24 protein-coding genes are annotated in these 26,582 nt (G+C 62.0%); 17 read left to right on the top strand and 7 right to left on the bottom strand.

Annotation, left to right across the window (positions count from 1 at the left end; all coding sequences use genetic code 11):
* The 3 genes from AC2LD7_RS12560 to AC2LD7_RS12550 are packed head-to-tail and all read right to left on the bottom strand — an operon-like array spanning position 1 to position 3,739.
* Positions 1–249, bottom strand: coding sequence for an acyl carrier protein (locus AC2LD7_RS12560; RefSeq protein WP_484598071.1), 249 nt, complete (start codon positions 247–249; stop codon positions 1–3).
* A complete protein-coding gene (locus tag AC2LD7_RS12555; RefSeq protein ID WP_484598070.1) occupies positions 246–2,165 on the bottom strand; it encodes an HAD-IIIC family phosphatase in 1,920 nt (639 codons plus the stop codon). Before AC2LD7_RS12555 ends, AC2LD7_RS12560 begins: the two co-directional genes overlap by 4 nt.
* Before the next feature lie 35 nt (positions 2,166–2,200).
* Positions 2,201–3,739, bottom strand: a complete 1,539-nt coding sequence (locus AC2LD7_RS12550; RefSeq protein WP_484598069.1) for an MBOAT family O-acyltransferase — start codon at positions 3,737–3,739, stop codon at positions 2,201–2,203.
* An 847-nt stretch (positions 3,740–4,586) separates the two neighbouring features.
* Here AC2LD7_RS12550 and AC2LD7_RS12545 point away from each other — a divergent pair.
* From AC2LD7_RS12545 to AC2LD7_RS12500, 10 genes are all read left to right on the top strand, one after another.
* Positions 4,587–5,102 carry a MaoC family dehydratase gene (locus AC2LD7_RS12545; protein ID WP_484598068.1) on the top strand — a complete coding sequence of 172 codons (516 nt, stop codon included), beginning with the start codon at positions 4,587–4,589 and terminating at the stop codon, positions 5,100–5,102.
* Positions 5,103–5,200: 98 nt separating this feature from the next.
* The gene (dctP, locus tag AC2LD7_RS12540; RefSeq protein WP_484598067.1) at positions 5,201–6,202 is read left to right on the top strand and encodes a TRAP transporter substrate-binding protein DctP; all 1,002 of its coding nucleotides are present in this window, start codon (positions 5,201–5,203) and stop codon (positions 6,200–6,202) included.
* 10 nt (positions 6,203–6,212) lie between these two features.
* Positions 6,213–6,776, top strand: coding sequence for a TRAP transporter small permease (locus AC2LD7_RS12535; protein WP_484598066.1), 564 nt, complete (start codon positions 6,213–6,215; stop codon positions 6,774–6,776).
* Positions 6,777–6,785: 9 nt separating this feature from the next.
* Positions 6,786–8,057: a TRAP transporter large permease gene (locus tag AC2LD7_RS12530; RefSeq protein WP_484598065.1), complete on the top strand. Its 1,272-nt coding sequence runs from the start codon at positions 6,786–6,788 to the stop codon at positions 8,055–8,057.
* Between the two features lie 8 nt (positions 8,058–8,065).
* Entirely contained in the window at positions 8,066–9,475 is a 1,410-nt protein-coding gene (locus AC2LD7_RS12525) for an MmgE/PrpD family protein (protein WP_484598064.1), read from the top strand.
* A gap of 19 nt (positions 9,476–9,494) precedes the next feature.
* On the top strand, positions 9,495–10,646 hold the full coding sequence (locus AC2LD7_RS12520) for an acyl-CoA dehydrogenase family protein (protein ID WP_484598063.1): 1,152 nt from the start codon (positions 9,495–9,497) through the stop codon (positions 10,644–10,646).
* Entirely contained in the window at positions 10,643–11,827 is a 1,185-nt protein-coding gene (locus AC2LD7_RS12515) for a CaiB/BaiF CoA transferase family protein (protein ID WP_484598062.1), read from the top strand. The genes AC2LD7_RS12520 and AC2LD7_RS12515 overlap by 4 nt, the downstream gene beginning before the upstream one ends.
* Position 11,828: 1 nt before the next feature.
* Positions 11,829–12,596, top strand: a complete 768-nt coding sequence (locus tag AC2LD7_RS12510; RefSeq protein WP_484598061.1) for a GntR family transcriptional regulator — start codon at positions 11,829–11,831, stop codon at positions 12,594–12,596.
* The gene (locus AC2LD7_RS12505; RefSeq protein ID WP_484598060.1) at positions 12,596–13,795 is read left to right on the top strand and encodes an MFS transporter; all 1,200 of its coding nucleotides are present in this window, start codon (positions 12,596–12,598) and stop codon (positions 13,793–13,795) included. The genes AC2LD7_RS12510 and AC2LD7_RS12505 overlap by 1 nt, the downstream gene beginning before the upstream one ends.
* A 25-nt stretch (positions 13,796–13,820) precedes the next feature.
* Positions 13,821–14,627: an HpcH/HpaI aldolase/citrate lyase family protein gene (locus AC2LD7_RS12500; RefSeq protein ID WP_484598059.1), complete on the top strand. Its 807-nt coding sequence runs from the start codon at positions 13,821–13,823 to the stop codon at positions 14,625–14,627.
* Positions 14,628–14,781: 154 nt separating this feature from the next.
* Here AC2LD7_RS12500 and AC2LD7_RS12495 read toward each other — a convergent pair whose 3' ends face one another.
* The 4 genes from AC2LD7_RS12495 to AC2LD7_RS12480 form a co-directional block, all read right to left on the bottom strand.
* Positions 14,782–16,122: a short-chain fatty acid transporter gene (locus AC2LD7_RS12495; protein ID WP_484598058.1), complete on the bottom strand. Its 1,341-nt coding sequence runs from the start codon at positions 16,120–16,122 to the stop codon at positions 14,782–14,784.
* A gap of 175 nt (positions 16,123–16,297) precedes the next feature.
* Positions 16,298–17,479 (bottom strand): acetyl-CoA C-acetyltransferase, encoded by a 1,182-nt coding sequence (locus AC2LD7_RS12490; protein ID WP_474190344.1) that lies wholly within the window; start codon positions 17,477–17,479, stop codon positions 16,298–16,300.
* A gap of 77 nt (positions 17,480–17,556) precedes the next feature.
* Positions 17,557–18,216 carry a CoA transferase subunit B gene (locus AC2LD7_RS12485; protein WP_484598057.1) on the bottom strand — a complete coding sequence of 220 codons (660 nt, stop codon included), beginning with the start codon at positions 18,214–18,216 and terminating at the stop codon, positions 17,557–17,559.
* A 24-nt stretch (positions 18,217–18,240) separates the two neighbouring features.
* A complete protein-coding gene (locus AC2LD7_RS12480) occupies positions 18,241–18,939 on the bottom strand; it encodes a CoA transferase subunit A (protein WP_484598056.1) in 699 nt (232 codons plus the stop codon).
* A 155-nt stretch (positions 18,940–19,094) separates the two neighbouring features.
* Between AC2LD7_RS12480 and AC2LD7_RS12475 the strand changes: the two genes are divergently transcribed.
* From AC2LD7_RS12475 to benC, 7 genes are all read left to right on the top strand, one after another.
* On the top strand, positions 19,095–19,994 hold the full coding sequence (locus tag AC2LD7_RS12475; protein ID WP_484598055.1) for a LysR family transcriptional regulator: 900 nt from the start codon (positions 19,095–19,097) through the stop codon (positions 19,992–19,994).
* Positions 19,995–20,225: 231 nt separating this feature from the next.
* Positions 20,226–21,179 carry an AraC family transcriptional regulator gene (locus AC2LD7_RS12470; protein WP_484598054.1) on the top strand — a complete coding sequence of 318 codons (954 nt, stop codon included), beginning with the start codon at positions 20,226–20,228 and terminating at the stop codon, positions 21,177–21,179.
* A 179-nt stretch (positions 21,180–21,358) separates the two neighbouring features.
* Complete coding sequence (locus AC2LD7_RS12465; protein ID WP_484598053.1) at positions 21,359–22,099, top strand: PAS domain-containing protein; 741 nt, start codon at positions 21,359–21,361, stop codon at positions 22,097–22,099.
* Positions 21,988–23,289 carry a response regulator gene (locus AC2LD7_RS12460; protein WP_484598052.1) on the top strand — a complete coding sequence of 434 codons (1,302 nt, stop codon included), beginning with the start codon at positions 21,988–21,990 and terminating at the stop codon, positions 23,287–23,289. The genes AC2LD7_RS12465 and AC2LD7_RS12460 overlap by 112 nt, the downstream gene beginning before the upstream one ends.
* A gap of 223 nt (positions 23,290–23,512) precedes the next feature.
* Positions 23,513–24,874 carry a benzoate 1,2-dioxygenase large subunit gene (gene benA / locus AC2LD7_RS12455; RefSeq protein WP_484598051.1) on the top strand — a complete coding sequence of 454 codons (1,362 nt, stop codon included), beginning with the start codon at positions 23,513–23,515 and terminating at the stop codon, positions 24,872–24,874.
* On the top strand, positions 24,875–25,363 hold the full coding sequence (benB, locus tag AC2LD7_RS12450) for a benzoate 1,2-dioxygenase small subunit (RefSeq protein WP_484598050.1): 489 nt from the start codon (positions 24,875–24,877) through the stop codon (positions 25,361–25,363).
* Positions 25,364–25,373: 10 nt separating this feature from the next.
* On the top strand, positions 25,374–26,384 hold the full coding sequence (gene benC, locus AC2LD7_RS12445) for a benzoate 1,2-dioxygenase electron transfer component BenC (RefSeq protein WP_484598049.1): 1,011 nt from the start codon (positions 25,374–25,376) through the stop codon (positions 26,382–26,384).
* Positions 26,385–26,582 lie beyond the last annotated feature (198 nt).

Genomic DNA, 26,582 nt, shown 5'->3' with positions numbered 1-26,582 from the left:
CTATTGGCCCTCGAGTTTGGCGCTGATGACCTGGGCGAAGTGACCAACGTTGCGCAGCGATTCCAGCTCCGCCGTCCGGAACTTGATACCGAATCGTTGCTCCGCCGCTACGGTGAGCATCACGTGGGCCTGGCTGTCCCAGCCGTCGATGTCATTGGCGGTCATTTCGGGCGAGAGCACGATGCCGTCGTCATCGAACACGTCATGGAAAACCGGGGTGAGTTGTTTGAGCACTTCTGCTTCGGTCATGTCTTTACCTCGATGAAATGGCGGAACGTGCGGGTGGGGGAGAGTTCGTAATGCCAGAAGGTGGCGTCGCTGGCGGCATCGGCGGGGGCGGGATGCTGGACGAAGCCCAGCCGGGGGAAATGCTCGGCGACCATGCCGTTGCGTTCGGTAGGGTGGTATTCGCCGATCAGCGTGCGGTAGCCGGCGGCCGTGGCGGCCTTGGCCAGCACTTCCAGCACGGCGTCTTCGACCTGGCGACCCAGCACTCGGCAGCTCATCAGCCAGCTGTCGATCAGCAGTTCATCGCTGGCGACGGCCGCATCCGGGCGTGCCAGCACAACGCTGATCAGGCCGTTGTCGCCGAACTTGTCGGTAAGGCGGATTGCCAGTGCTACAGCAGCCGGGTTGCTGGCGATCCGCTCGACTTCCGCCTCGCTATAGCGGCGGGTGGTGAGGTTGAACTGGTTGGTCTTGTTGATCAGCTGAGTGCTGCGGGCGAGTTCGGAGGCGCCGATAGGCGTTGCAGTCAGCACCATTTCCAGGCTGCGCAGGTAGCCTTCCATGTCGGTGGACTGGCTCATGGCCGCCTTGCGCTCGGCATTGAGCGCGTAATTCCGACCGCGCGTGGCGTCGTCGGACGTGAAAGAAACCGCCTCGAAGTAACCGGCCGCCGCGACACGCGCTGGATAATCGGCCACATCGTCGGGTAATTCCGGGACGGCGACTTCAGGAAGTTCGCGCCGCACGATGTCGCGCTCGGCCGGGTTGTCGTCGACGAAAACCAGGCTGTCCAACCCGATATCCAGCATTGAGGCGATACGGCGCAAGTTGCCGGCCTTGTCTTCCCAGTTCGCCACGAAGGCCGCGATATCGCTGCGTTTGATCGCCATTTCGGAATGATCGAATGCAGCTTCAGCAACGCTCAGGTCGTTTTTGCTGCAGACCGCAAGGATGACGCCGCGACGTGCAAGTAGGGCGGCGTAGCGTTGGAACGCGAGAAAGGCTTCCCCGCTGGGTGAGCCCTGGCCGAGATGAATGCCGTCGACTCCATCGTCACCGACCACGCCGCCCCACAGCGTGTTGTCCAGATCCAATACCAAGCACTTGCGCGACAGCCCGATGCTCGCCGCGGCGATGCGTGCCAACTGGTCGCCATATAGCGGCGCCAGGTTCGGGCTAACCAGTTGCTTGGCCTGATGCCAGCGCACCGGCTCGCAGAGGCCATCGCCATAACTGCCGCGTGCCGCCTCCCAGGCCAGATCCATCAGCAACACGCCGTCTTCACGTGCGGCGGTGCGGATGGCTGCATTCAACCGATCGATCACTGCATAAGGCGCGGCAGGCACCAGTGCTTCGAATGAGCCGAAGATGGCTGGATCGGCGGGCACCAGCGTTTGCTGTATCACTTGTGCGGCGAAGCGTTCACGGGCGCGTCGCCACAGCAGGCGTAGCTCTTCGATGCGCTCGCTGACGGCCGCATCGACTTCTTCCTGCGAGGCCTCGAGCGCCAACTGCAGTGGTGCATCGCGAACGTCCAATGCCAGCACCACCACCTGCGGAGCGAAAGCGGCCAGATGTGCATCGTCCATCAGCAGCGCCTGGCGATACATGCCATAAGGCGCGACGTGAACCGAGAGTGCCAACCGCCGCTGCAACCCGGCCACGCGGATTGCCGGAACCAGATGATCCACCGTATGCGAGGAGAGCAGGGCGATGCGCAAAGGACGCAGGCCCGGCACGGACGCCTCGCCAGCGGCAACGGCCTGCAAGCCTTCGGTTGCCAGCCTGTCCAGGCGGATCGTTAGCGTGAAGTCCCGCCGATAACCTGCGAGTCGCGCAGCCGCCGCAAGCCGTGCGAGCGGCTCGGTCTCACGTTTGGCCGCGCCAATGGCGGCACCGAGATCGGGGTGTTGAGCAAGCCAGAGAAGCTGATCCATTAGCCGTTAACTCCTTCAAGAGTCTTAACTGGTGTTCAGAACTGGAAGTACAGGAACTCGGTAGGGGCGACGGAGAACGCCACCGCCAGCGCGAAGAAACCCAGAACGCCAATGGCCAGGCCAATCACTGGCGACGGACTCCACAGGGCGATGGGAAACCAGCGCAGCAGCCAATTTTCCCGTGGTGGCGAATCCAGGGCGGTGCGAAAGCCCGCCATCCACTGCTGCACGTTCGGCATGATCCATACAAAGGCGAGCAGCACGGCGACGGTGAGGTAGTCGGACTTGTCGAAATGCGTGCTCTGCTCGCTCAGGCCGGTCATGCCGGAGAGCATCGCCATGGCCGCCGTCACGCTATTGGCGCGGAAGAACACCATTGCCACGACTACGCAGACGAAGGTCAACAGCACGGCTGCGCCATGCTGCGCGCGATTGTCACTGTCCATCGGCAGGCTGTGGCGAGCCTTGATCGCGCGGAAACCGTGGGCAACTACGAGATAGAACCCATGCAGCAACCCGAATACCACGAATTGCCAGCCGGCGCCGTGCCAGACGCCGGAGATGAACATAGTGATCACGGTGGGATAGGCGACCAGTATGACAAAGGTGCCCAGGCTCATCTTGCCGCGGCGCGGCAACGGCTTGCCCGCTGCCATGCGCGACCGGGTGATGCGCATGACAATGGGATTGTAGACATACGCTGTGAGAAAGCGCGTCAGCGTCATATGCCAGCGCGACCAGTAATCGATGACATTGCGCGCCTTGAACGGGCTGTTGAAGTTCATCGGCAAGCGCAGGCCGAACAGCAAACCCAGGCCGATGGCCATGTCGCTGTAGCCGGAGAAGTCGAAGTAGATCTGCAGCGTATAGCTGAGCGCACCGTACCAGGCGTCGTAGAACGAAGGCACCGTGCCATCTGCGGCGATTGCGAAAATCGGCGAGGCGTTTTCCCCCAGCGGGTCGGCAAGGATCACCTTCTTGAACAGGCCGAGCACGAATACCGTCAGCCCCAGCGAAATATTGTCGATCCGTGGACGGAAGGTAGTGGCGTCATTGAACTGCTTGAGCATTTCGCCGTGATGGGTAATGGGGCCGGCGATCAGCTGCGGAAAGAAGCTGATGAAGAGGCAGTAATTGACGAAATCGTGTTCCTGGACTTCGCCGTCATGGGCATCCACCAGATAGGCGATCTGCTGGAAAGTGAAGAAGGAAATGGCCAGCGGCAGAATGATGTCGCCTACCGACCAGCCGAGGCCAAAGGCACCGTCGAGTGTGCTGAATAAAAAGCCTGTGTACTTGTAATAACCGAGCAGCGCCACGTTGGCGGCGACCCCAAGCACCAGCACCATTCTCGACGGCCGCCGCAACAGGTAGCCGCCAATCAGGTAGTTGGCGACCATGCTACCGACCAGCAGCGGCACGTAGCTCGGGTTCCACCATCCATAAAACACCAGCGACGCCAACGTTAGCCAGATGGCTGCATAACGCTGTCTGCCGGTACCTGCAAGAACGATGAATCCCAGAAGAACCACCGGAAGGAACCCGGCGATGAATACCATGGAGTTGAAGAGCATCGTCCTTTTCCCTATCCCTGAGTCTCCAACGCCGCCCTTTCAGATCGGGACGGCGACTGCACGGTGAGCCATCACGCACCTATGATTGCCATCGGCGCGTTCGTTGATGCTCACTATTCCCAATGCGGCCGCTCAGAAGCGGCTCAGCTAAGCCCAGTTTGTGTCGCTACCACGGTGGCTGGACTCAGTCTGTTAACTGCGACTCGAGTTTGTAAGAAAAAGTTGCACCGTTCGTCTGTCCCGATCTTCAGGCAGACGAGCGGATATATCCGCTAAATGAAGCGAAACGGTGGTTCCAGAGCGGTTTCGGCTATAACGGCGGGAGCGGCATGCTGCACATACGCCGAAGGGCGTGCTGCTGCCAGGACGGAGTGCGTTGCGCCACCCGCTGCCAGTCGACAATCGGGTTAATCAAGGGCGGATTAACGCTGGGGTGAATAGACCTGCAACGCCTTGGGCCTGATGCTGAACTCGGCTGGCGTGTACGTCGTCAGCTCACCGTCTGTGTTGATCGGCAGCGGCTTGCGGGTGGTCAGCGTAATCGCTGTGGTTGCGGAAGGGCACACGTCACGACTGCGCCGTGGGTGCCGTAGTGCAATCGTGGAAACAGCGGCGCCAACTGCCACCAGTGCCTGATTTCTCGTTGACCACGCCGACATCCATCGGGCGGGCTTGCCGGTGACGATCCGCTGAACCGCCGTGACCGGACTGGGTGGGATGCCCAGAGTACGTGTTGACTCCAAACCACCGTTTGAATTTATGCACTTGACGTCTTGGAACATCGCTACCATAGTTTGTCCGGACAACATGACAACCGTACAAAAGACATAACAAGAAGGAGAGCGGCATGGGCGTCAAACGAGTGGGCGAGAACCGTTATCGCGGCGAAATAGGCCGGTATTTCGAGGATTTCCAGGTGGGTGACATCTACGAGCATCGGCCCGGCCGGACGCTTACCGATGCCGACAACATCCATTTCTCGCTGCTGACCATGAACTACCACCCGATGCACTGCGACGCGGCGTATGCCGAGAAGAGCGAGTTCGGGAAGTTATTGATCAACAGCGGGCTTACGGTGGCCATCGTGCTGGGCATGACGGTGTCGGATGTCAGCGGTAAGGCCATCGCCAACCTCGGCTGGACCGACATCAAGCTCACCGCGCCAGTCTTCGCCGGGGACACCATCTACGCCGAGTCCGAAGTGCTCGATAAGCGTGAGTCCAAGTCGCGCCCCAACCAGGGCATCGTCAAGGTGCGCACGGTGGGCAAGAAGGCCGACGGCACCGTGTTCATGATCTTCGACCGCACGGCACTCATCCAGAAACGCGAGGGCAACACGCTCGACGAAGCGGCCAACTACTGACCCTCCGCAATCGGCCGGCAGCTGTCCGCCGCCACGCAAGCAACGCTGTAGCTATAAGAACCATCCTCAACAAAAACAATTTCGAGGAGACACCTCTGATGAAGCTCAAGCGCCTTATCGCGGCTGCGGTCGCATGTTCCTCCCTGTCACTGTTACCTCCGTACCTGTTCGCCGATGAACTGGTGCTGCCCAGCGAAGTGGCGGCCAGCCACTGGAAGACCCGCTACATGAAAGACTTTGCCGAGGCGGTGGACAAACGCACCGACGGCGAACTCGAGGTCAAGCTCTTTCCCGCCGCACAGCTCTACAACGATCAGGACGCGCTCGCCGCCCTGGGTACCGGAGCGGTGCATATGGTCTGGCCGGTTTCGGTGCGAGTGGAATCGATCGATCCACGCGTCGGTGTCATCAATCTGCCGTTCGCCCTGGAAGCCGAATCGATGGCCAACCGGTGCTATGCCGACGGGCTGACCGAGTTGCTGTCGTCCTATGTGGAGCCGCGGCAGCTGAAAATCCTCGGCTTGCTGCGTACCGCCGACCTGTTCTTCATTTTCAACGACCGCAACGTGCAGAAGCTCGAGGACCTCGCGGGCACGAAGATCCGCGTCACCGGTGGCAAGGTGTTCCTCGACACCATTCGCAGTGTCGACGCCAGTCCGGTGTCGATGGCCGCGTCGGAGATGAGCACGGCGCTTGCCCAGGGCGCAATCGACGGCGTGTTCACTTCGGCGGCCGGCTGGGCCGAGATGATCGGCTCCACCGGCAAGTACGCCTATTACGTGCCCAACCTGTCGCTGAGCACTTATGCCGTGGTGGTCGACCGCGGTTGGTTCGAGGGGTTGCCCGAGGCCCAGCAGAAATCAATCAACGAGTCGCTCGACCAAATCATCGCCAAACAATGGAAGGAAGTCGCGGTTGAGGATCAGAAGCTGATCGACGAGATGGTCGAGAAGGGCGCCCAGTTCAATACCGCCTCAGCGGACGATATCGCGCACTGGCAGGAGCTTTCGACCAGTAGCAATCAGCGGTTCGTCGAAGAATACCCCCAGGTCCAGCCTAAGATCGACGCGCTTGCGCAGAGGTGCGGCAATGGGAATTGAGTACGCGCCGATGAAAAAGGCTCCTGCGTCCCTGCACCAGCACGCGCTGGCGCGCCCACGCCGCAACTGGCGGCGGCTGGGGGGCAGGCTGTTGCACAACGTCGCCACCTGCCTGTTCATCGTTTCGATCGTGGTGATGCTGTTCGAGGGACTGTCGCGGGCGATCTTCGATCGCAGTTGGTTCTGGGCCGAGGAAAGCGTGCGCTACCTGATGGTCTGGGCCTTCTTTCTGACCTTGGGAGTCGCCGGCAGTGCGGGCCACCACATCCGTACCGAGCTGCTGGTCGATCACCTCGGCCCGCGCTTGCGCAAGACCTGCCATGTGCTGGCCAGCCTGGTTGGGGTTCTGTTTTGCGGCCTGCTGTTCTACGCCTCGCTGCCGCAGGTTCATCGCTATTACACGATGGGGATGATGACCGAGTCGAACCTCGATCTGCCGGTGTGGCTGCTGTTTCTGATCATGCCGCTGGGAGCGCTGCTGTACCTGGCCTACTACCTGCGCTGCGTGATGCGTGCCTGGCGCGGCGAGGACCCCTTCACCAATCCCGACAAGCCCGAGGGCTCGCTTCTCTAGGAGAGTGTCATGCTGATAGTGATTGCTCTGGTGACGATGCTGCTGTTCCTGGCCATCGGCACCCATGTCGCGGTGGCGCTCGGGCTGGTGACCACGGGGCTGATTCTCGTCGCCGCCGGCGTGCCCACCACCGTCATCGCGCAAACCGCGTTCAAGTCGATCAACAGCTACCCGCTGATGGCGATTCCGATGTTCGTGCTCGCCGGCAACCTGATGATGAAAGGCAACATCGCCGAATTGCTGATTCAGTTGATCGGCAGCGTGGTGCGTGCGATCCGCGGCGGCCTGGCGCTGACGGCGATGATTTCCAGCGTGTTCTTCGCCGCAGTGTCCGGCTCCAGCGTCGGTTCGGCGGCTGCCATTGGCGCCTCGACCGTCGCCGGGCTGGATCGGGAAAACTACCCACCGCGGTTTTCCGCCGCCATCGTCGCGGTCGGCGGCACGCTCGGATTGATGATCCCGCCGTCGCTTGGCTTCATTCTCATCGGCTCGATTGTCGGCCTCCCGGTCGATCAGCTGTTCATTGCCGGCGTGCTGCCAGGGTTGATGGAAGCGGCGTTGCTGATGATCGCCGTGATGGTTTTTTCCCGTCGTGGCGGTTACGGCGGCGTGGTGCAGAAGGCCGACTGGGGCGCCTTTTCGCGCAAGTTGCCGGGTGCCGGGGCGGCACTGCTGATGCCAGTGCTGATCCTGGGCAGCATCTATACCGGCTACCTGACCCCCACTGAAGTGTCCGCTTTTGCCGCTGCCTATGCGGTGGTCCTCTGCCTGCTGGTGTATCGCAGCGTCACTATCGGCGGCGTCTGGGATGTGGCTAAAGACTCACTGCTGCAAACCACCATGATCTTCGCGGTGGTGATGGGCGGCAGCCTGGTCGGCTTCGCTCTGGCACGCATGGGGGTATCGGCCAGCCTGGTGTCCTTCATCACCGAAATGGACATCCAGCCTTGGCAATTCCTGTTGCTGGCCAACCTGTTGCTGCTGGTGCTGGGGATGTTCCTCGACGGCGTGGCGATGATCGTGCTCACCGCGCCGCTGTTGTTTCCGGTGGCCACCCACCTGGGCATCAACCCCATGCACTTCGCGGTGATCATGGTCGCCAACGTGGAGATCGCCACGCTGACTCCACCCATCGGCCTCAACCTGTTCGTCATGAGCGGCATCACCAAGCAGCCGGTGCACGAAGTCGCGCGCGGTGTGTTGCCTTTCTACCTGGTCCGGTTGGTCGGCCTGACGCTGATCACCTTCGTTCCCGCCATCTCACTCGCCCTGATTAGCTGAGGTAATTGATGAACACTGCACTCGATACGTCCAATGCAACGCAACTCATCGCCGGAGCGCTGGCCGAATTCGCCGTCAACCTGCGCTACGAGGACATTCCCGCCGACATCCGCGAACGCGCCAAGCACCTGATGCTCGACGGCGTCGGCATCGCCCATGCCTCGACCCATTACGATTTTGCTCACCGCTCGCTCGCCGCCGTCACCGAGTTGGGGCAGGGCGATAGCCACGTCATCGGTCTGTCCGCCAAGCTGAGCCTGCGCGACGCCGTGCTGATGAACGGCATCCTGGTCCACGGTCTGGATTTCGACGACACCCACGGCCCGGGCATCATTCACGCCACCGCCAGCTGCCTGCCGACCGCCCTGGGCGTCGCCGGGCACCTCGGCCTGAGCGGTCGTGAGTTGCTGACCGCTTATGTGCTGGGCATGGAGATCGGCACTCGGCTGGGCTCGGTAGCCAAAGGTGGGTTTCATCAGATCGGCTTCCACCCGACCGGGCTCGTCGGCGCCTTCGCCTGCGCGCTGATCGCCGGTCGTTTGCAGGGCCAGAACGCCGCACAGTTGGCGATGGCCCAGGGCATCGCCCTGAGTACCGCCAGCGGCAGCATGGAATTTCTCCAGGACGGCGCCTGGACCAAGCGCATGCACCCGGGCTGGGCCGGCGTTGCCGGGATCACCTCGGCGACCCTGGCGCGGCATGGCTTCGTTGGCCCGAAGGCGGTCTACGAGGGACGTTTCGGTCTGTTCAAGAGCCACCTCGGGCCGCTCGAAGAACTTTGCGATTACAGCCTTGCCACCGAGGGACTGGGCCAAAGTTGGGAGATCGAGAACGTTTCGGTCAAGCCGCTGCCGGCCTGCCACTTCACTCATGCCTGTGCCGACGCCGCCATGCTGATCCGCCAGCAGCCCGGCTTCGATCTGCAGCAAGTCGCCCACATCAAGGCGCTGGTGCCGGCCGAGGTGATCAAGACGGTGTGCGAGCCGGAGCAATTCAAGCGTCAGCCGCAGAACACCTACGACGCGCAGTTCAGCATCCCTTATGCGGTGGCCAGTGGCTTGGTACGCGGCCGCTTCGGGCTGGCCGAAATCAATCCGACCGCCATCGGCGACAAGGAAGTGCTGCGCGTCGCCGAGCTGGTGGAATACGCCGCCGACCCGGATTCGACCTTCCCGCGCCATTACACCGGCGAAGTGATCGTCACGATGCGCGACGGCACCGTGCTGCGCCATCGCGAAGCATTCAACCGCGGCGGCTGCGACCGTCCGCTGAGCAACGAAGACATCGTCGCCAAGTTCCGCGAAAACCTCGCGCTGGTCGCTTCCGATCAGCGCGCCAACACCATCCTGCAGGCCGTCCTGCAGCTCGACAACGCTTCGGCCAGGGACGTTTCCCACGCCCTGGCGGCCCGTGCCTGACTTGAAGGAGAGCGAACAGATGAGCGACTACAACGAACAAGAAGGCATGATTCTGGCTGCTCTGGATCGGTTTCTGGAAACCGACGTCCAACCACACGTGCATCGGCTCGAGCACGACGATATCTACCCTGAAGAGATCGTCGAGAAGATGAAGGAACTGGGCCTGTTCGGCTGCATCATCGTGCCCGAATACGGCGGCCTGGGACTGAGTACTTCCACCTATGCCAAGATTGTCGAGCGCATTTCGCGTACCTGGATGTCGCTGTCCGGCATCATCAATTCCCATCTGATCATGGCCTCGGCCATCCAGCGCCACGGCACCGATGCGCAAAAGGATCGTTTCCTGCCGCGCATGGCAGCCGGCGAGCTGCGCGGCGGCGTCGGGCTGACCGAGCCGGATGCCGGCACCGATCTGCAAGCCATCCGCACCGTTGCCCGTCGCGACGGCGATCACTATGTGGTCAACGGCGCCAAGACCTGGATCACCAACAGCCTGCACGGCAATTGCCTGGCGCTGCTGGTCAAAACCGATCCAACCGCCGAGCCGCGGCACAAGGGCATGAGCCTGCTGATCGCTGAGAAGGGGCCAGGCTTCACCGTCGCACGCAAGCTGGAGAAGCTCGGCTATCGCGGCATCGATACCTGCGAGCTGGTATTCCAGGATTACCGCGTGCCGGTCGACTGCCTGATCGGTGGCGTCGAGGGCGTCGGGCTCAAGCAGGTGCTGTCGGGCCTGGAACTCGGGCGCATCAACGTCGCCGCTCGTGGCGTCGGCGTGGCGCGCGCCGCCCTGGACGAGTCTTCCAACTACGCACAGATCCGCAAGACCTTCGGTAAACCGATCTGCGAACACCAGGCGATCCAGCTGATGCTGGGCGAAATGGCCACTCGGGTGGAGGCCTCGCGTCTGTTGGTCGAGTCTGCCGCGCAGGCGTTCGACAAGGGCGAGCGTTGCGACATGGAGGCCGGCATGGCCAAGTATTTCGCCACCGAGGCGGCGTTGCGCAACGCCACCGACGCCCTGCGTATTCATGGCGGCTACGGCTATTCGAAGGAATACAACGTCGAGCGCCTCTACCGCGACGCGCCGCTGCTGACCATCGGTGAAGGCACCAACGAAATGCAGCGCATCATCATCGCCAAGCAGCTGATCCAGAGGAATCCGGTATGACATTACCCCTCGAAGGTGTGCGCATCGTCGCCGTCGAACAGTACGGGGCCGGGCCTTTCGGCACCCAACATCTGGCCGACCTCGGTGCCGAAGTGATCAAGGTGGAAAACCCGGCGGAGGGCGGGGAGGTTGGTCGCAGTGTCGGTCCTTATTTCTTCGAGAAGGGCGATAGCCACTTCTACCAGTCGTTCAACCGCAACAAGAAAAGCATCACGCTGGACCTGAAAAATCCGCACGACAAAGGCGTGCTGGTCGACCTGATCAAGGATGCCGACGCGCTGTTCGACAACCTGCGCGGCGATCTCCCGGTCAAGCTGGGCCTGACTTACGAGCAGTTGAAAGAGCACAATCCCAAGCTCGTCTGCGCGCACCTGTCGGCCTATGGTCGTGAGGGTTCGCGCAAGGCGTGGCCGGGCTACGATTACTTGATGCAGGCCGAGGCCGGCTACCTGTCGCTCACGGGTGAACCCGACGGCCCGCCGGCGCGCTTCGGGATTTCGATCATCGACATGATGACCGGCACCACGGCGGCGCTGGCGCTGGTTTCGGCGCTGGTCGGCGCACGTGCCACCGGAGTAGGGCGGGATGTCGACGTAAGCCTTTATGATGTCGCGATGCACAACCTCAGCTACCTGGCGACCTGGTACCTCAACGAGGGCGTGATGACCGAGCGGGCGCCTCGCTCGGCACACCCCTCACTGACGCCAAGTCAGCTGTACCGTACCGCCGATGGCTGGATATTCCTGATGTGCAACAAGGAAAAGTTCTGGGCCGTACTGGCGAACCTGATCGGCAAGCCGGAATGGGCGACCGATCCACGCTATTGCGACTTCAAGGCGCGCCTGGCAAATCGCGAACAGCTGACCGAGGAGCTCGATGCCGTACTGATGACAGCCAGCACCGAGCAGTGGCTGGAACGCTTCGGTGGCCAGGTGCCGGCGGCGCCCGTCAATGATGTTGCACAGGCGCTGGATAGTTCCTTTGCCAAGGAACAGGGGCTGATCGTCGAGATGCAACATCCGGTGCGCGGACCGGTCAAGACCGTGGCTTGTCCGATTCGCTGTCCCGGCGAGACGCTGCCTGTAAAACCCGCGCCCCGGCTTGGCGCCGACACCGAAGCGCTGCTTGCGGAGTTGGGCCATGCGAAGGGGCGCTTCGAACCTCTTTTAGGAGTTAAATGATATGAGCCAGGGTCTGCCTTCGCTGCTGTCCGGTGGACAACCCCGCTACCTCGTTCTCGCCCAGGCGTTGATCGATGGCATCAAGACGGGGCGCTATCCGCTGGACAGTCTGTTGCCGACCGAGCATGAGCTGTGTCAGCAGTTCAGCGTCAGCCGGCATACGGTGCGGGAGGCGATCCGTCGCTTGAGTGAGTTGGGCCTGATCAGCCGCCAGCAGGGTGTGGGCACGCGGGTCAAGGCCACTCAGGTGGCCTCCCGTTACGTGCAGGCCAGCGAAGGCATCGCCGATCTGCATCAGTATGTCCGGGATGTGCGTCTGGAAATCGAGTCGATCGAGGACGTGACGCCCGACGACGCGCTCGCCGAGCTGCTGGAAGAAACCAGATCCGGGCAGAGCTGGCTACATGTCAGCGGCCTGCGTCACCGTGAGGGTGACACCGAGCCACTGGCCCGCTCGGACGTGTATATCAACCGCGCCTACCGCGGCATCGCCGAAGATCTGGGTGATGGTACGCAGCCCATCTATGCGCTGATTGAGCGGCGTTACGGCGTGCACGTGGTCGAGGTTAGCCAGCATCTCAGTGCGGTCAATATCGGCGAAGCCGACGCCCGATTGCTGCAGGTCGAGCCGGGCGCAGCCGGGTTGCTGGTGATTCGTAAGTATTTTGGCGCTAATCAGGAGCTGCTCGAAGTCGCGATCAGCCTGCATCCGGGTTCACGTTTCAGCTATTCGATCACTCAACATCTGCGCTTTCAGGGAGAGGCCTGATGGGCGGAGGCTTTCTCCCTCTGGTGGTGACGCTGGCGATCCAGGCGCTTGCCTCGATGGCCTCGTTCACCGTGCCGGTTCTGGCACCGGCCGCTGCCCGCGAGCTGGCCGGGCCGGTGGCGCTGGTTGGCGTCTATGTCGCGCTGATCTATCTCAGTGCGATGGTGACCAGTCTCCTCAGTGGAGGCTGGGTGGTCCGTTACGGCGCCATCCGCATCAGCCAGGTCTGCCTGCTGTTGTGCACGGCCGGCCTGCTTTGCGCAGCCAGCGGTACGCTGACAGGGATGGCCTTGAGTGCGTTGCTGATTGGCGCCGGCTACGGGCCGGTGACACCGGCCAGCTCGCATATCCTGGCGCGTACCACGCCGCCGCATCTGATGGGCTTCATGTTTTCGCTGAAGCAGACCGGTGTCCCACTGGGCGGCGTGCTTGCCGGCGTCCTGGTGCCGAGTCTGGTCACCGCTGTGAGCTGGCAGGGCGCCGCAATCGCGGTGGCGCTGGCCTGCGCCACGATGGTGCTGGTCGCGCAACCGTTCCGCGCCGCGCTGGACGACGACCGCCAACCGGGCCACGCCGGCCCGCGCGATCCGTTTCGTCCGTTGGTACGGGTATTTCAGCACCGGCCGATCCGTGACTTGGCCTTGTGCTCGTTCTGCTTCGGCGCCATGCAGCTGTGCCTGACCACTTATCTGGTCACCTATCTGACCCACGAATACGGCTTACCGCTGACCACCGCCGGGCTGGTGCTGGCCGTTACCCAGGGTGCCGGGATGGTTGGCCGATTGTTCTGGGGCTGGATCGCCGATCGCTGGCTGTCGCCTCGTCGACTGTTGCCCCTGCTCGCGTTGGCCATGGCCCTGGCGGCCGGCCTAACCGCTGCCTTCGACCCGGATTGGCCGTTGCTTGCGGTGATGCTGGTCAGCGCATTGTTCGGCGCTACGGCGATCGGCTGGAACGGCGTCTATCTCTCCGAAGTCGCCCGTCTGGCGCCGCCGGGCACGGCAGGCCTGTACACCGGCGGCACGCTGTTTTTCACCTATTTCGGCGTGGTCGCCGGCCCGCCACTGTTTGCCTTGATCGCCGAGGCGAGCGGTTCGCTGGCCAGCGGCTATGCCACGTTTGGCGTGCTGCTGCTGGCCACCGGCCTGCTGCTCGGGCACTTCGCCCGGCGTCCGGTACCTGCTACCGGCTCGGTCTGAACCACACTCATCCCACGGAGGAAACATGTCCGCACGGTCCTATCTGTTCGTTCCCGGCGATCGCCCCGAGCGCTTCGACAAAGCCTGCGCCAGTGGCGCCGACGTGGTGATCCTCGATCTTGAGGATGCCGTCACGCCCGAGCGCAAGGGCGATGCACGTGAGGCCATTCGCGACTGGCTGACTAAGGGTGGTCGTGCCTGGGTGCGCCTGAACGGCAGTGACACGGCCTGGTTCGAAGACGATTGCAGTCTGCTCGACGCGCCGGGTTTGCTCGGTGTGTCGCTGCCCAAGGCGGAAACCGCCGAACAGCTGCACCGGCTCGCCGAGCGTCTGCCCGATCCACTGCGCATGCTGCCAATCGTCGAGACGGCACGTGGCATCTGGAATGCGGGCGAGCTGGCGGCAGCGCCGAAGGTCGAGCGATTGGCGTTCGGCTCGGTGGATTTCCAGGTAGATACCGGGATCGTCGGCGACGGGCATGAGCTGCTGTACGCCCGTTCGCGGCTGGTCCTCGCCTCGGCGATGGCGCGTATCGCCGCGCCGGTCGATGGCGTGACCGTGCAGCTCGATGATCTCCAGCGGCTCGAGGCCGATGTACTCGATGCGCGGCGCATGGGGTTTGGCGGCAAGCTCTGCGTACACCCGCGTCAGGTCCAGCCGATCAATCAGGGCTTCTTGCCGGCGGCGGAAGAGGTGAACTGGGCGCGCGAGGTCATGGCGATTGTCGAGGCGCACGAGGGCGTCGGCGCCATCAGCCTGAACGGCAAGCTCATTGACCTCCCCGTGATCCTCCGCGCCCGGCGCATTCTCGACAGCGCCGAAGCGGCCTGAGCTCCGATGGTTCGGTACGCTTTTGCCGATCGGCAACTCGACTTCGGCTGAGCGGCGCGACCCGCTCAAGCAGGCGGCCGAGCGGTTGTTCGCCGAACGCGGCTTTCACCATCTCAACCTGCGCCAATTGGCGCCCGCGCCGATCAGTGACGGTTCAGCCGAACAGATAAAGGCATCCGCTGATCACGATGCCCGAATACACTAGCATCAGCAGGCAGTAGCCCATGATGTCGCGCGCGCCGAGGCCGACAATGCCGAGGATCGGCAGCGCCCAGAACGGTTGGATCATATTGGTCCAGGCATCACCCCAGGCGATGGCCATGGCGGTGACTGCCGGGCTCACGCCGAGCGCCTGACCGGCTGGCAGCATGATCGGCCCCTGTACCGCCCACTGGCCGCCGCCCGACGGGACGAATACGTTGACCAGCCCGGCGCTGAGGAAAGCCAGCACCGGGAAGGTGTCGGCCGACGACCAGGCGATGAAGGTGTCGGTGATCTGCTTGCCCAGCGACAGGCCGTCAGCGTTGGCACCGACCATCATCCCCATGATGCCGGCATAGAACGGGAACTGGATAACGATGCCGCTGATGCCGCCGATGCCATCCTGCACTGCGCGCATGTAGCGCTCTGGCGAGCCGTGAAGCGCCAGGCCGATGAACAGGAACAGTCCGATGACAATGTTCAGGGTCAGTGCGAAGCCGTTCTCGGCAAAGTAGTAACCGAAGTAGACGACACCCAGGGCGACGATGATCAGGTTGAGAATGCGACTGTCGTCCAGGCGCTGCGCCAGCGTGTTGCGCGGCAGCGGCTCGTGCTCTGGGTCGTGCAGCAGGGCCGGGTCGGCGACTTTCGGCTGTTTCGGATGCATTGCCCAGTTGAGGATGGGCAGACCGATCACCAGCAGGGCGATGATGGTCAGGTTCATGGTGGTGAAAAGCGTATCGCCGACGCCAATGGCCGCCGTCACCACGCCGCCGGTCATGCGTTCGACATCCGCACCGCCGGTGGCCAGCGACAACGGGATCGAGCCGGACAAACCGCCGTGCCAGATGAGAAAGCCCGAATAGGCCGCTGCCACCAGCAGCGGATAATCCACGCCCTTGACCTCACGGGCCAGGGCGCGGGCGAATACCGCGCCGATGACCAGGCCGAAACCCCAGTTGATCCACGAGCCGGCCAGTGCCACCAGGGTGACCAATACCACCGCGCGGCCGGGCGTTCTGGCGGTGCGTGCGAGGCCTGCGAGCAGGCGGTGGATCAGCGGTGCGCTGGCCAGTGCATGGCCAGTGACCAGAATCAGGGCCATTTGCATGGCGAAGGTCAGCAGCGTCCAAAAGCCGCTGCCCCAGTGCTTCGCCATGGCAGGTATACCTTGGCCCGTGACGGCCATGCTGGCGACCAGCACGATAAGGCTGAGGAGAATGGCGAATACGAAAGGCGAGGGAAGGTAGCGCTGTACCAGCTTCACGCTCATGGCTGTGATGTTGTTGAGCATTGTTGAGTCCTGTGTTGTTTTTCTTTCGCCCGCTGCACGCAAACCGGCGCAGCGTGGCGACCCCTAATGGCAGTACCACGGCTGCCCAGGACGTTTGCACGGCTGGGCAGCGATAGATTCAGATTCGTTGTCGGGTGGTTGTTTTGCGTTGGTTTGATTGAGGCGACAGCGCGTATCAGCCTCGTTCGAGTGCCAACGCCACGCCCTGGCCTCCACCGATACACAGCGTGGCGAGCCCCTTCTTCGCATCGCGGCGGATCATCTCGTGCAACAGCGTCACCAGGATTCGGCAACCCGATGCCCCGATGGGGTGACCCAGGGCGATGGCGCCACCATTGACGTTGACCTTGCTGGCATCCCAACCCAACTCCTGGCCGACCGACAGCGCCTGGGCGGCGAACGCTTCGTTGGCTTCGATCAGGTCGAGTTCGTCCAGCGACCAGCCGGCCTTGTCCAGGCAGCGACGAGTCGCCGATACCGGCGCAATCCCCATGATCGCGGGGTCGACGCCAGCATTGGCGTAGGCCTTGATTCGCGCCAACACCGGTAGACCGAGTGCGTTCGCCTTGTCCGCACTCATCAGCAGCACCGCCGCGGCTCCATCGTTGAGGCTGGAAGCGTTGCCGGCAGTGACCGAGCCGTCTTTCTTGAAGGCCGGTCTGAGTTTGGCCAGCGCCTCGGCCGTAGTGCCGGCGCGCGGTTGTTCGTCGGTATCGAACTGCAGCGGCTCGCCCTTGCGTTGAGGAATCTCGATCGGCGTGATCTCATCCTTGAAGCGGCCCCCCTCGATGGCAGCGACGGCTTTCTGCTGCGATGACGCGGCGAAGGCATCCTGTGCTTCACGGCTGATGTCGAACTTGTCGACCAGATTTTCCGCGGTGATGCCCATGTGGAAATCGTTGAAGGCGTCCCACAAGCCGTCGCTGATCATGCTGTCGACCAGTTCGGCATGGCCCATGCGCAGGCCGGTACGGGCCTTGGGCAGGACATAGGGCGCCAGGCTCATGTTTTCCTGACCCCCGGCGATGATTACCTCGGCGTCGCCGCAGCGGATCGCCTGGGTGGCCAGGTGCAGCGCCTTGAGGCCGGAACCGCAAACCTTGTTCAGCGTGAAGGAAGGCACTTCATGCGGCAGACCGGCCTTGACCGAGGCCTGACGTGCGGGGTTCTGGCCGGCGCCAGCCGTCAGCACTTGGCCGAGAATCACTTCATCGACCTCAGCAGGATTCAGCCCGGTCTGGTCGAGCAGACGCTTGATCACGGCGGCGCCCAGGTCCGGGGCGGCGATATTGGCCAGCGCGCCCTGGAAGGAGCCGATGGCGGTACGGGTAGCGGCAACGATTACGACGTCTTGCATGGCGAATCTCCTGGATTCAAAACGGGAAAAGCCCCGCGTGCGACAAGCGCATCACGAGGCTTCGAAACGATGCGGGATCAACCGAATTGCATTTCCGGTACGTGATCTGGAACCACCAGTTCACCAGCGGTCTTGGCGACGATTTCCTCGACGCTGACGCCCGGCGCACGTTCCTTGAGCACAAAGGCGCCGTTCTCGATTTCCAGATAAGCCAGGTCGGTCAGTACGCGCTTGATGCAGCCAGCTCCGGTGAGCGGCAGCGTGCATTTGGACAGCAACTTGGATTCGCCATCCTTCGAGGCGTGGGTCATCAGCACGATGATGTTCTCAGCGCCGGCGACCAGATCCATCGCGCCGCCCATGCCTTTGACCAGCTTGCCGGGGATCATCCAGGACGCGATATTGCCCTGCACGTCGACCTCGAAGGCACCGAGCACGGTGAGGTCGATATGCCCGCCGCGGATCATCGCGAAGGATTCGGCAGAGTTGAAAATGGAAGCGCCGACGCGTGCGGTGACGGTCTGCTTGCCGGCGTTGATCATGTCGGCGTCGAGCTCTTCCTCAGTGGGAAAGGTGCCCATGCCAAGCAGGCCGTTCTCCGATTGCAGCATGACTTCCATGCCTTCGGGCACGTAGTTGGCGACCAGCGTCGGGATACCGATGCCGAGGTTCACGTAGTAGCCGTCCTGCAGTTCACGGGCGACGCGCTGGGCCATTTGTTCACGAGAAAGTGCCATCGTCTATTCCTCTTGTTCTTTTAATTAGCTGCGGACGGTGCGCTTTTCGATGCGCTTCTCGAAGGTGCCGCAAATGATGCGGTCGACGTAGATGCCGGGTGTGTGGATCTGGGTGGGATCGATTTCGCCGGGCTCGACGATTTCCTCGACTTCGACCACGGTGATCTTCCCGGCAGCGGCGGCTAGCGGATTGAAGTTCTGCGCAGTGTGGCGGTAGATCACGTTGCCGTAGCGGTCGGCCTTCCAGCCCTTGACGATGGCGAAGTCCCCGATGATGGCGTGTTCGAGAATATGCGGGCGGCCGTTGAATTCGCGCACGTCCTTGCCTTCGGCGATGGGTGTGCCGTAGCCGGTCGCGGTGTAGAAGGCCGGAATGCCGGCGCCGCCCGCGCGCATTTTTTCGGCCAGCGTGCCCTGGGGCGTCAGCTCGACTTCCAGCTCGCCATTGAGCAACTGCTTTTCGAACAAGGCGTTCTCGCCCACATAGGACGCGATCATCTTGCGGATCTGCCGGTCTTCCAGCAGCACACCAAGGCCGAAACCGTCGACGCCGCAGTTGTTGGAAACCACCGTCAGGTCGCGGGTGCCTTTGCGCTTGATCTCGGCGATCAGGTTTTCCGGGATGCCGCACAGACCGAAGCCGCCGGCCAGCACGGTCATGCCGTCCTGGAGACCCTCGAGGGCCTCGGCATAGGTGCTGACGCGCTTGTCGAAACCAGCCATAAACCATTCCTTCTTGTTGTTGGAGGCCCGGGGGCCGTTGCGGTCGAGTGTTCCTGTCTAAAAGTAATTTGTTAAGTTGATTTTTAAGCGCTATTAATTGATAAATTAAACCAATCACCAAAAAGTGCTTGTCGCGCTTCAATCCAGTTGACCTTATGACCGTCAAACAACTCCGTGCCTTTCTCGCGGTGGCGCATACCCTGAGTTTCGCCCAAGCGTGCGAACGCCTGCATCTTTCGCAGTCGGCGCTCAGCCTGACCATCAAGGCACTGGAAGACGGGCTGGGCGGTCGCCTGTTCAGCCGCACCACCCGTGCTGTGAGCCTGACGCCCGAAGGGGAGGCGTTGCTGCCGCTGGCGCGACGCCTGCTCGCCGATTGGGAAAACGCCGAGGACGAGCTACGCCAGCGCTTCACGTTGAAGCAGGGGCGGGTGGCGTTGGCCTCCATGCCATCGTTTGCCGGCAACCTGTTGCCAGCGGTGCTGCGAACGTTTCGCCAGCAATACCCCTCGATCAGCGTCACGGTGCACGACGTGATCAACGAACAGGTGATGGAAATGGTCCGCGACCGGCAGGTGGAGCTGGGCATCGCCTTCGAGCCCGAACCGACCACCCCGCTGAGTTTCACGCCGCTATACACGGATCGCTTCGTGGCGGTGGTGCCCGCCGACTCGGTGCTGGCGAGCCAGGCCGAGGTGAGCTGGGAAGCGCTGCTCAAACAACCTTTCATCAGCCTGCAGCGACCCTCGACTGTGCGTTTCATGCTCGAAGATCATTTGCGTCAACGCGGACGCAGCCTGCCGGTGCAGTTCGAAAGCCATCAGTTGGCGACCGTCGGCCGGATGGTCGCCAGCGGGTTGGGCGTCAGTGCGGTGCCAGCGTTGTGCCGCGAGCAGATGCTCGAACTCGGTGCTCGCTGCGTTGCCCTCGGTGATCCGGTGATCGAAAAGCCGGTGGGCATTCTGACCAAGCCCGGTCATGAACTCTCGGTCGCGGCTCAGGCCATTGCCGATACGCTGCGCGCATCGACGGGTTATCCCGGCACGCGGAACTGATTCGCCGAACGCCGCGACGCACAGCGTGGTCCGCTGATCGGTTGGCGACAAAAGCGTGCGGTTACCGGACGGGCTGGATGTTGGCCCTTGGTCGAATCTCTTAAGCTCCAGCTCAGCTATATGCTGCTCACGCCTACGGAACGGACGCTGCTGCGATCGCGCGTGACGACAGGTTGCCGTCGCTTCGTAATGACGTCGACCTCACTATAAAAAAGATAAGAGTGCCTTGTGATGGATAGTCTGCTGAATGCAAGAAGCAGGATCTTCGAACGTGCCGATCCCCACGCGGTGTCGGAATACGTCAATCAGCATGTCGGCGCCCACTGCATCCAACTGCCGCGTACCGGCAGCCCGCAAGCCAGCCTGAGCCACTGCAAGTTCGGCAAGCTCGATCTGTGCCGGCTGAGTTATGGCGGCAGCGTTCATGTCACCTCACCGGCGCTCGAAACCATCTATCACCTGCAATTGCTGCAGCGCGGTCATTGCCTCTGGCGCGGCCGCGGCCAGGAGCATTACTTCACGCCGGGTGAGCTCCTGCTGATCAACCCGGACGATCCGGTCGACCTGACCTATTCCGACGACTGCGAGAAATTCATCGTCAAGCTGCCGGCCTCATTTCTGGAAAGAGCCTGCACCGAAAATCAGTGGCGCGCGCCGGGTGAGGGCATTCGTTTCACAGCCAGCCGCTACGACCTTAAGAAGCTGGAAGGGATCGAAAGCCTGCTCGGGCTGATCTGCCAGGAAGCCGAAGCCGAGCATTGCGTGCCGCAGTTGCAGGAACAGTACAGCCGCATCATCGCGTCCAAGCTGTTATGCACCCTGGCCAACAACATTCATCGGGACCCGTTGAGCGAAAACTGCCTGTCTTTTGGGCGCATCACCGACTATATCGACGAGCATTTGAAGAAGGACATCTCGGTCGAACAACTGGCGCAGCTGGCGAACATGAGCCCGCGTTCGCTGTACATGCTGTTCGAACGCAAGGTCGGCACCACGCCGAAATCCTACATTCGCCAGCGCAAGCTGGAGCAGATCCACGGCCGTCTGAGCGATCCTTCCGGCAACGTCCGCAACATCACCGAGATCGCCATGGACTATGGCTTCCTGCACCTGGGGCGCTTCTCGGAAACCTACAAGAGCGCTTTTGGCGAACTGCCGTCCGATACCCTGCGCAAACATCACTAGCTCAGTCATTAAGCGCCTGCGCTATTACCGGTTGTCCAGCGGCTGTCGAATGAAATCCGCAGATCGATCCGTTCCGCCATCGTCGCGCTGTTTGTCGCGTAGCGGTTGCCGGCGCTTTTCATTTCTTTAGCGCGTCGTCCATAATTCCGACCAAATCGCTCGGATGTAGGTAATTTTCAATGCAGAACACGGCATCTTCGGATGTGTCGATTACGGCGCAAGAGCGTTATCGCCTACTTATCGATGCAGTGACCGATTACGCCATCTACATGCTCGATGTCGATGGCAAGGTTGCAAGCTGGAATACGGGCGCGAGGCGTTTCAAGGGATACGAAGAGGCCGAAATCATTGGCCATCACTTCTCCCGCTTTTATACCGACGACGACCGTGCCGCAGGATTGCCTCAGCGCGCACTCACTATTGCAGCAACCGAGGGTCGCTTCGAAGGCGAGGGCTGGCGTGTGCGCAAGGATGGCACGCGCTTCTGGTGCCACGTGGTGATCGACCCAATCTGGTCACCCACGGGCAGTTTGCTCGGCTTTGCCAAGGTCACTCGCGACCTGACCGAGCGCAAGCTGGTTGAGGAATCGCTGAAACAGAGCGAACAGCAGTTTCGCTTGCTGGTGCAGGGTGTCACCGATTACGCCATCTACATGCTTGACCCGACAGGGCGGGTGACCAACTGGAACATGGGCGCCCAACGCATCAAAGGCTATCTGCCTGACGAGATTATCGGGCAGCACTATTCGACCTTTTTACCGCCGAAGATCGAGAAAATGGCGCCCCGCAGCGCGGTCTCGATACCGCATTGCGTGAAGGGCGGTTCGAAAGTCAGGGCTTGCGTGTGCGCAAGGACGGCTCGCACTTCTGGGCCAGCGTGGTGGTCGACCCGATCCGCAGTGAGACGGGCGCCCTTATAGGTTTCGCCAAGATCACTCGCGATATCACCGAAACCGTAGAGGCCCAGCGCGAGCTGGAAACGGCGCGGGAGGCGTTGTTCCAGTCACAGAAAATGGAGTCCCTGGGGCGATTGACCGGTGGTATCGCTCACGACTTCAACAATCTTCTAATGGCCGTGCTGGGCGGGTTGGAAATCGTGCGCCGGCGGATGCCGGAGGATCCGAGAATCGTCCCGTTGCTGGACAACGCCATTCGCGGTGCCCAGCGTGGAATCTCGCTGTCCCAGCGCATGCTGGCCTTTGCGCGACGCCAGGATCTCAATCTCGAGCTGATCGATGTACCCGCTCTGGTGCGTGATATGGCCGACCTGCTTCAGCAGTCGCTTGGTCCCCGGGTGCAGATCGAAACCCGTTTCCCCCTCTCGCTCAAACCCGTTCTGGCCGATGTCAACCAGGTCGAGCTCGCGCTTCTCAACCTGGCAGTGAATGCGCGGGACGCGATGCCCGAGGGTGGCACCGTCACCATTTCGGCTCGTGAGCACCGGCTCGATTCGAGGGATGGCGCGCTGGAGCCTGGAGACTATCTTTGCCTGGCCTTGGCGGATGAGGGCGAAGGCATGGACGAGGCCACGCTGGAACGTGCGACGGAGCCATTCTTCACCACCAAGGGTGTCGGCAAAGGTACGGGCTTGGGGCTCTCGATGGTCCATGGTCTGGCCGCGCAGTCTGGTGGCGGTTTGGTGCTCAAAAGCGAGAAGGGGCGTGGCACCACCGCTGAGTTGTGGCTGCCGACTGCCGCAAGTGCCGGTATGCCGGCGGACGCTGAACTGCTGCAGGTGCCCGAGTCGCAATGCCCGGCGGCGCTCAGCGTACTGGCGGTGGATGACGATCCCCTGGTGTTGATGACGACCGGCGCGATGCTCGAGGAGCTCGGTTGTCGGGTATTTGAGGCAGAGTCCGCCAAGCAGGCGCTGGATATCCTGGCGCAGAATACGGTTCACCTGGTGCTGACCGATCAGGCCATGCCTCAAATGACCGGAACACAACTGGCCGAAGTCGTCCGGCAGCGGTACCCGGACCTGCCAGTGATACTCGTCACCGGCTATGCTGACCAGCCGAACGGGCTGACAGGCGAGCTTCCCAGGCTCGGCAAGCCCTTCAGTCAGGACGAGCTGACGCAGAGCATCGCTGCGGTGATGAGCCAGCGCTGACGGTCAGCCCTCGGGTCAGTCTTGACGGGATTGGCCCAACACCCCGCTTGTCTCCACGTTCATACCTCCAAAATTCTCTCCATGTCCGCTTTCCATAGCTGGATCGCCCCACCTGTTGTTTTTGCAGAAAACGGATAAAGGTCCTGCAGGAAACGGATATTGATGCCGCTTCTCGCGCCGTAGCCTTCATCACGTAGAAACAATAACAACGGAGGCCCCGGCCATGTCCCTGGGATTCGACTACCTTGATTCGCTTGTAGAAGACGACAAAGAGAAGGGCATCTTCCGCTGCAGGCGTGAGATGTTCACCGACCCTCGGTTGTTCGATCTGGAGATGAAGCACATCTTCGAGGGCAACTGGCTGTATCTCGCTCATGAGAGTCAGATTCCCGAGAAGAACGACTATTACACGACCTATATGGGTCGCCAGCCGATCTTCATCGCACGCAACAAGGAAGGCGAACTCAACGCTTTCATCAATGCCTGCAGCCATCGTGGCGCCATGCTTTGCCGCTTCAAGAGTGGCAACAAGGCCACCTATACCTGCCCGTTTCACGGCTGGACGTTCAACAACTCCGGCAAGTTGCTGAAGGTCAAGGACCCGAAGGAAGCCGGCTACCCGGACAGCTTCAACTGCGACGGCTCCCATGACCTGAAGAAGATTGCCCGCTTCGAGTCCTATCGCGGCTTCCTGTTCGGCAGCTTGCGTGATGACGTGGCGCCGCTGGAGGAATTTCTCGGCGAGTCGAGGAAAATCATCGACATGGTCGTCGATCAATCGCCGGAAGGCATCGAAGTGTTGCGCGGCTCGTCCAGCTACGTCTTCGGTGGCAACTGGAAGCTGACTGCCGAAAACGGCGCCGACGGTTATCACGTCACCGCCGTGCATTGGAACTACGCCGCCACCCAACAGCAACGCAAGCTCCGCGATGCGGAAGGTGAGATCCGCACCATGAGCGCCGGTGGCTGGGGCAAGAAGGGCGGCGGTTTTTATTCCTTCGAGAACGGCCATCTGCTGCTCTGGACCCGCTGGGACAATCCGGAAGATCGTCCGCTGCATGCCCGCCGCGACGAGATGATCGCCGAGTTCGGCCAGGCGCGTACCGACTGGATGATCGGCAATTCACGCAACCTCTGCCTGTATCCGAATCTGTACCTCATGGACCAGTTCGGCTCGCAGCTGCGCATCGCCCGTCCGATCTCGGTCGATGAGACCGAAGTCACCATCTACTGCATCGCGCCCAAGGGCGAGAGCCCAGAAGCCCGCGCCACCCGCATCCGTCAGTACGAAGATTTCTTCAACGTCAGCGGCATGGCCACGCCGGATGACCTGGAAGAATTCCGCGCCTGCCAGGCCGGCTTCCAGGGGCGCGCCATGGAGTGGAACGACATGTCCCGCGGTGCCAAGCACTGGATCGAAGGGCCGGACGAGGGCGCGAGAGAAATCGATCTGCATCCCAAGCTGAGCGGCGTTCGCTCGGAAGACGAAGGCCTGTTCGTCATGCAGCACCAGTACTGGCAGCAGCAGATGATCAAGGCCGTCAAGGCGGAACAGGATCGGTTGATTCATGTGGAGGGCGCATAAATGACCCTTTCCTACGATGCCGCGCGTGACTTCCTTTATCGCGAAGCACGCTACCTCGACGACAAACAGTGGGACAGTTGGCTGGAGCTGTATGCGCCCGACGCCACCTTCTGGATGCCGGCCTGGGATGACCGCGATCAACTGACCGAAGATCCGCAAAGCGAAATCTCGCTGATCTGGTACGGCAACCGCGGTGGCCTGGAAGACCGCGTGTTCCGCATCAAGACCGAGCGCTCCAGCGCGACCATTCCAGATACCCGCACGAGCCACAACATCAGCAACCTGGAGCTGCTCGAGCAGGCCGATGGCGTCTGCAAGCTGCGTTACAACTGGCACACGATGAGCTTTCGCTACAAGACCGTCGACCACTTCTACGGCACCAACTTCTACACCCTCGACGTGCGTGGCGAAAACCCGCTGATCAAGGCCAAGAAGGTCGTGCTGAAGAACGACTACATCCGCCAGATGATCGACGTGTACCACCTGTGAGGGCGCAGCCATGACTTACAACATCGCACTGAATTTCGAAGACGGCGTCACTCGCTTCATCGAGACCAACCTCGGCGAGACCGTGGCTGACGCGGCTTATCGCCAGGGCATCAACATTCCGCTGGATTGCCGTGATGGCGCCTGCGGTGCCTGCAAATGCTTCGCCGAAGCCGGCCGTTACGACCTCGGCGAGGAATACATCGAAGACGCGCTCAGCGAAGACGAGGCCGAACAGGGCTATGTGCTGACCTGCCAGATGCGCGCCGAAAGCGATTGCGTAGTACGTGTGCCGGCGTCCTCGCAGGTGTGCAAGACCGAGCAGGTCACTTTCGAGGCGGCGATCAGCGCCGTGCGCCAGCTTTCCGAAAGCACCATCGCGCTGTCGATCAAGGGCGACGCGCTGAGCCAGCTGGCGTTCCTGCCGGGGCAGTACGTCAATCTCAAGGTGCCGGGCAGCGACCAGACCCGCGCCTACTCGTTCAGCTCGCTGCCCAAGGGTGGCGAGGTCAGCTTTCTGATCCGCAACGTGCCGGGTGGGCTGATGAGTAGTTTTCTCACCAACCTGGCCAAGGCGGGCGACAGCGTGACCCTGGCGGGCCCGTTGGGCAGCTTCTACCTGCGCGACATCAAGCGCCCACTGCTTTTGCTGGCGGGCGGAACAGGGCTGGCGCCGTTCACCGCGATGCTGGAGAAGATCGCCGAGCAGGGCAGCGAGCATCCGCTGCATCTGATCTACGGCGTCACCCTCGATCACGATCTGGTCGAGATCGAGAAGCTCGAGGCTTTCGCCGCGCGCATCCCCAACTTCAGCTACAGCGCCTGCGTGGCCAGTCCGGACAGTTGCTATCCGCAGAAGGGCTACGTCACCCAGCACATCGAGCCCAAGCACCTCAACGACGGCGAAGTGGACATCTACCTCTGCGGCCCGCCGCCGATGGTCGAGGCGGTCAGCCAGTTCATCCGTGAGCAGGGTCTGCAGCCAGCGAACTTCTACTACGAGAAGTTTGCCGCCAGCGCTTGAAACCATTGGTCTCAGCCCGAGAAACAAAAGCTTCGCCCCGGGGCGGGCCTCCCACAAAAGCAGCGAATGCACGCCAAACCCCAGTGGGAGGCGCGCCCCGCGGCGAACAGGCACCGCGGGTCTGTAGGGTGGGTAACCGCGAAGCGTTACCCACGCAAGGCTTCTCTGTAGGAACAAAAGGGGCGCTCAGCCTTGCTA

The sequence above is a fragment of the Stutzerimonas sp. genome, from assembly GCF_982611455.1.
This window is presented reverse-complemented; position numbering and strand designations above follow the sequence as displayed.

Coding starts and splice junctions, on each gene's coding strand:
- AC2LD7_RS12560 (WP_484598071.1), bottom strand. CDS start 249: ATGACCGAAGCAGAAGTGCTCAAACAACTCACCCCGGTTTTCCATGAC.
- AC2LD7_RS12555 (WP_484598070.1), bottom strand. CDS start 2,165: ATGGATCAGCTTCTCTGGCTTGCTCAACACCCCGATCTCGGTGCCGCC.
- AC2LD7_RS12550 (WP_484598069.1), bottom strand. CDS start 3,739: ATGCTCTTCAACTCCATGGTATTCATCGCCGGGTTCCTTCCGGTGGTT.
- AC2LD7_RS12545 (WP_484598068.1), top strand. CDS start 4,587: ATGGGCGTCAAACGAGTGGGCGAGAACCGTTATCGCGGCGAAATAGGC.
- dctP (WP_484598067.1), top strand. CDS start 5,201: ATGAAGCTCAAGCGCCTTATCGCGGCTGCGGTCGCATGTTCCTCCCTG.
- AC2LD7_RS12535 (WP_484598066.1), top strand. CDS start 6,213: ATGAAAAAGGCTCCTGCGTCCCTGCACCAGCACGCGCTGGCGCGCCCA.
- AC2LD7_RS12530 (WP_484598065.1), top strand. CDS start 6,786: ATGCTGATAGTGATTGCTCTGGTGACGATGCTGCTGTTCCTGGCCATC.
- AC2LD7_RS12525 (WP_484598064.1), top strand. CDS start 8,066: ATGAACACTGCACTCGATACGTCCAATGCAACGCAACTCATCGCCGGA.
- AC2LD7_RS12520 (WP_484598063.1), top strand. CDS start 9,495: ATGAGCGACTACAACGAACAAGAAGGCATGATTCTGGCTGCTCTGGAT.
- AC2LD7_RS12515 (WP_484598062.1), top strand. CDS start 10,643: ATGACATTACCCCTCGAAGGTGTGCGCATCGTCGCCGTCGAACAGTAC.
- AC2LD7_RS12510 (WP_484598061.1), top strand. CDS start 11,829: ATGAGCCAGGGTCTGCCTTCGCTGCTGTCCGGTGGACAACCCCGCTAC.
- AC2LD7_RS12505 (WP_484598060.1), top strand. CDS start 12,596: ATGGGCGGAGGCTTTCTCCCTCTGGTGGTGACGCTGGCGATCCAGGCG.
- AC2LD7_RS12500 (WP_484598059.1), top strand. CDS start 13,821: ATGTCCGCACGGTCCTATCTGTTCGTTCCCGGCGATCGCCCCGAGCGC.
- AC2LD7_RS12495 (WP_484598058.1), bottom strand. CDS start 16,122: ATGCTCAACAACATCACAGCCATGAGCGTGAAGCTGGTACAGCGCTAC.
- AC2LD7_RS12490 (WP_474190344.1), bottom strand. CDS start 17,479: ATGCAAGACGTCGTAATCGTTGCCGCTACCCGTACCGCCATCGGCTCC.
- AC2LD7_RS12485 (WP_484598057.1), bottom strand. CDS start 18,216: ATGGCACTTTCTCGTGAACAAATGGCCCAGCGCGTCGCCCGTGAACTG.
- AC2LD7_RS12480 (WP_484598056.1), bottom strand. CDS start 18,939: ATGGCTGGTTTCGACAAGCGCGTCAGCACCTATGCCGAGGCCCTCGAG.
- AC2LD7_RS12475 (WP_484598055.1), top strand. CDS start 19,095: ATGACCGTCAAACAACTCCGTGCCTTTCTCGCGGTGGCGCATACCCTG.
- AC2LD7_RS12470 (WP_484598054.1), top strand. CDS start 20,226: ATGGATAGTCTGCTGAATGCAAGAAGCAGGATCTTCGAACGTGCCGAT.
- AC2LD7_RS12465 (WP_484598053.1), top strand. CDS start 21,359: ATGCAGAACACGGCATCTTCGGATGTGTCGATTACGGCGCAAGAGCGT.
- benA (WP_484598051.1), top strand. CDS start 23,513: ATGTCCCTGGGATTCGACTACCTTGATTCGCTTGTAGAAGACGACAAA.
- benB (WP_484598050.1), top strand. CDS start 24,875: ATGACCCTTTCCTACGATGCCGCGCGTGACTTCCTTTATCGCGAAGCA.
- benC (WP_484598049.1), top strand. CDS start 25,374: ATGACTTACAACATCGCACTGAATTTCGAAGACGGCGTCACTCGCTTC.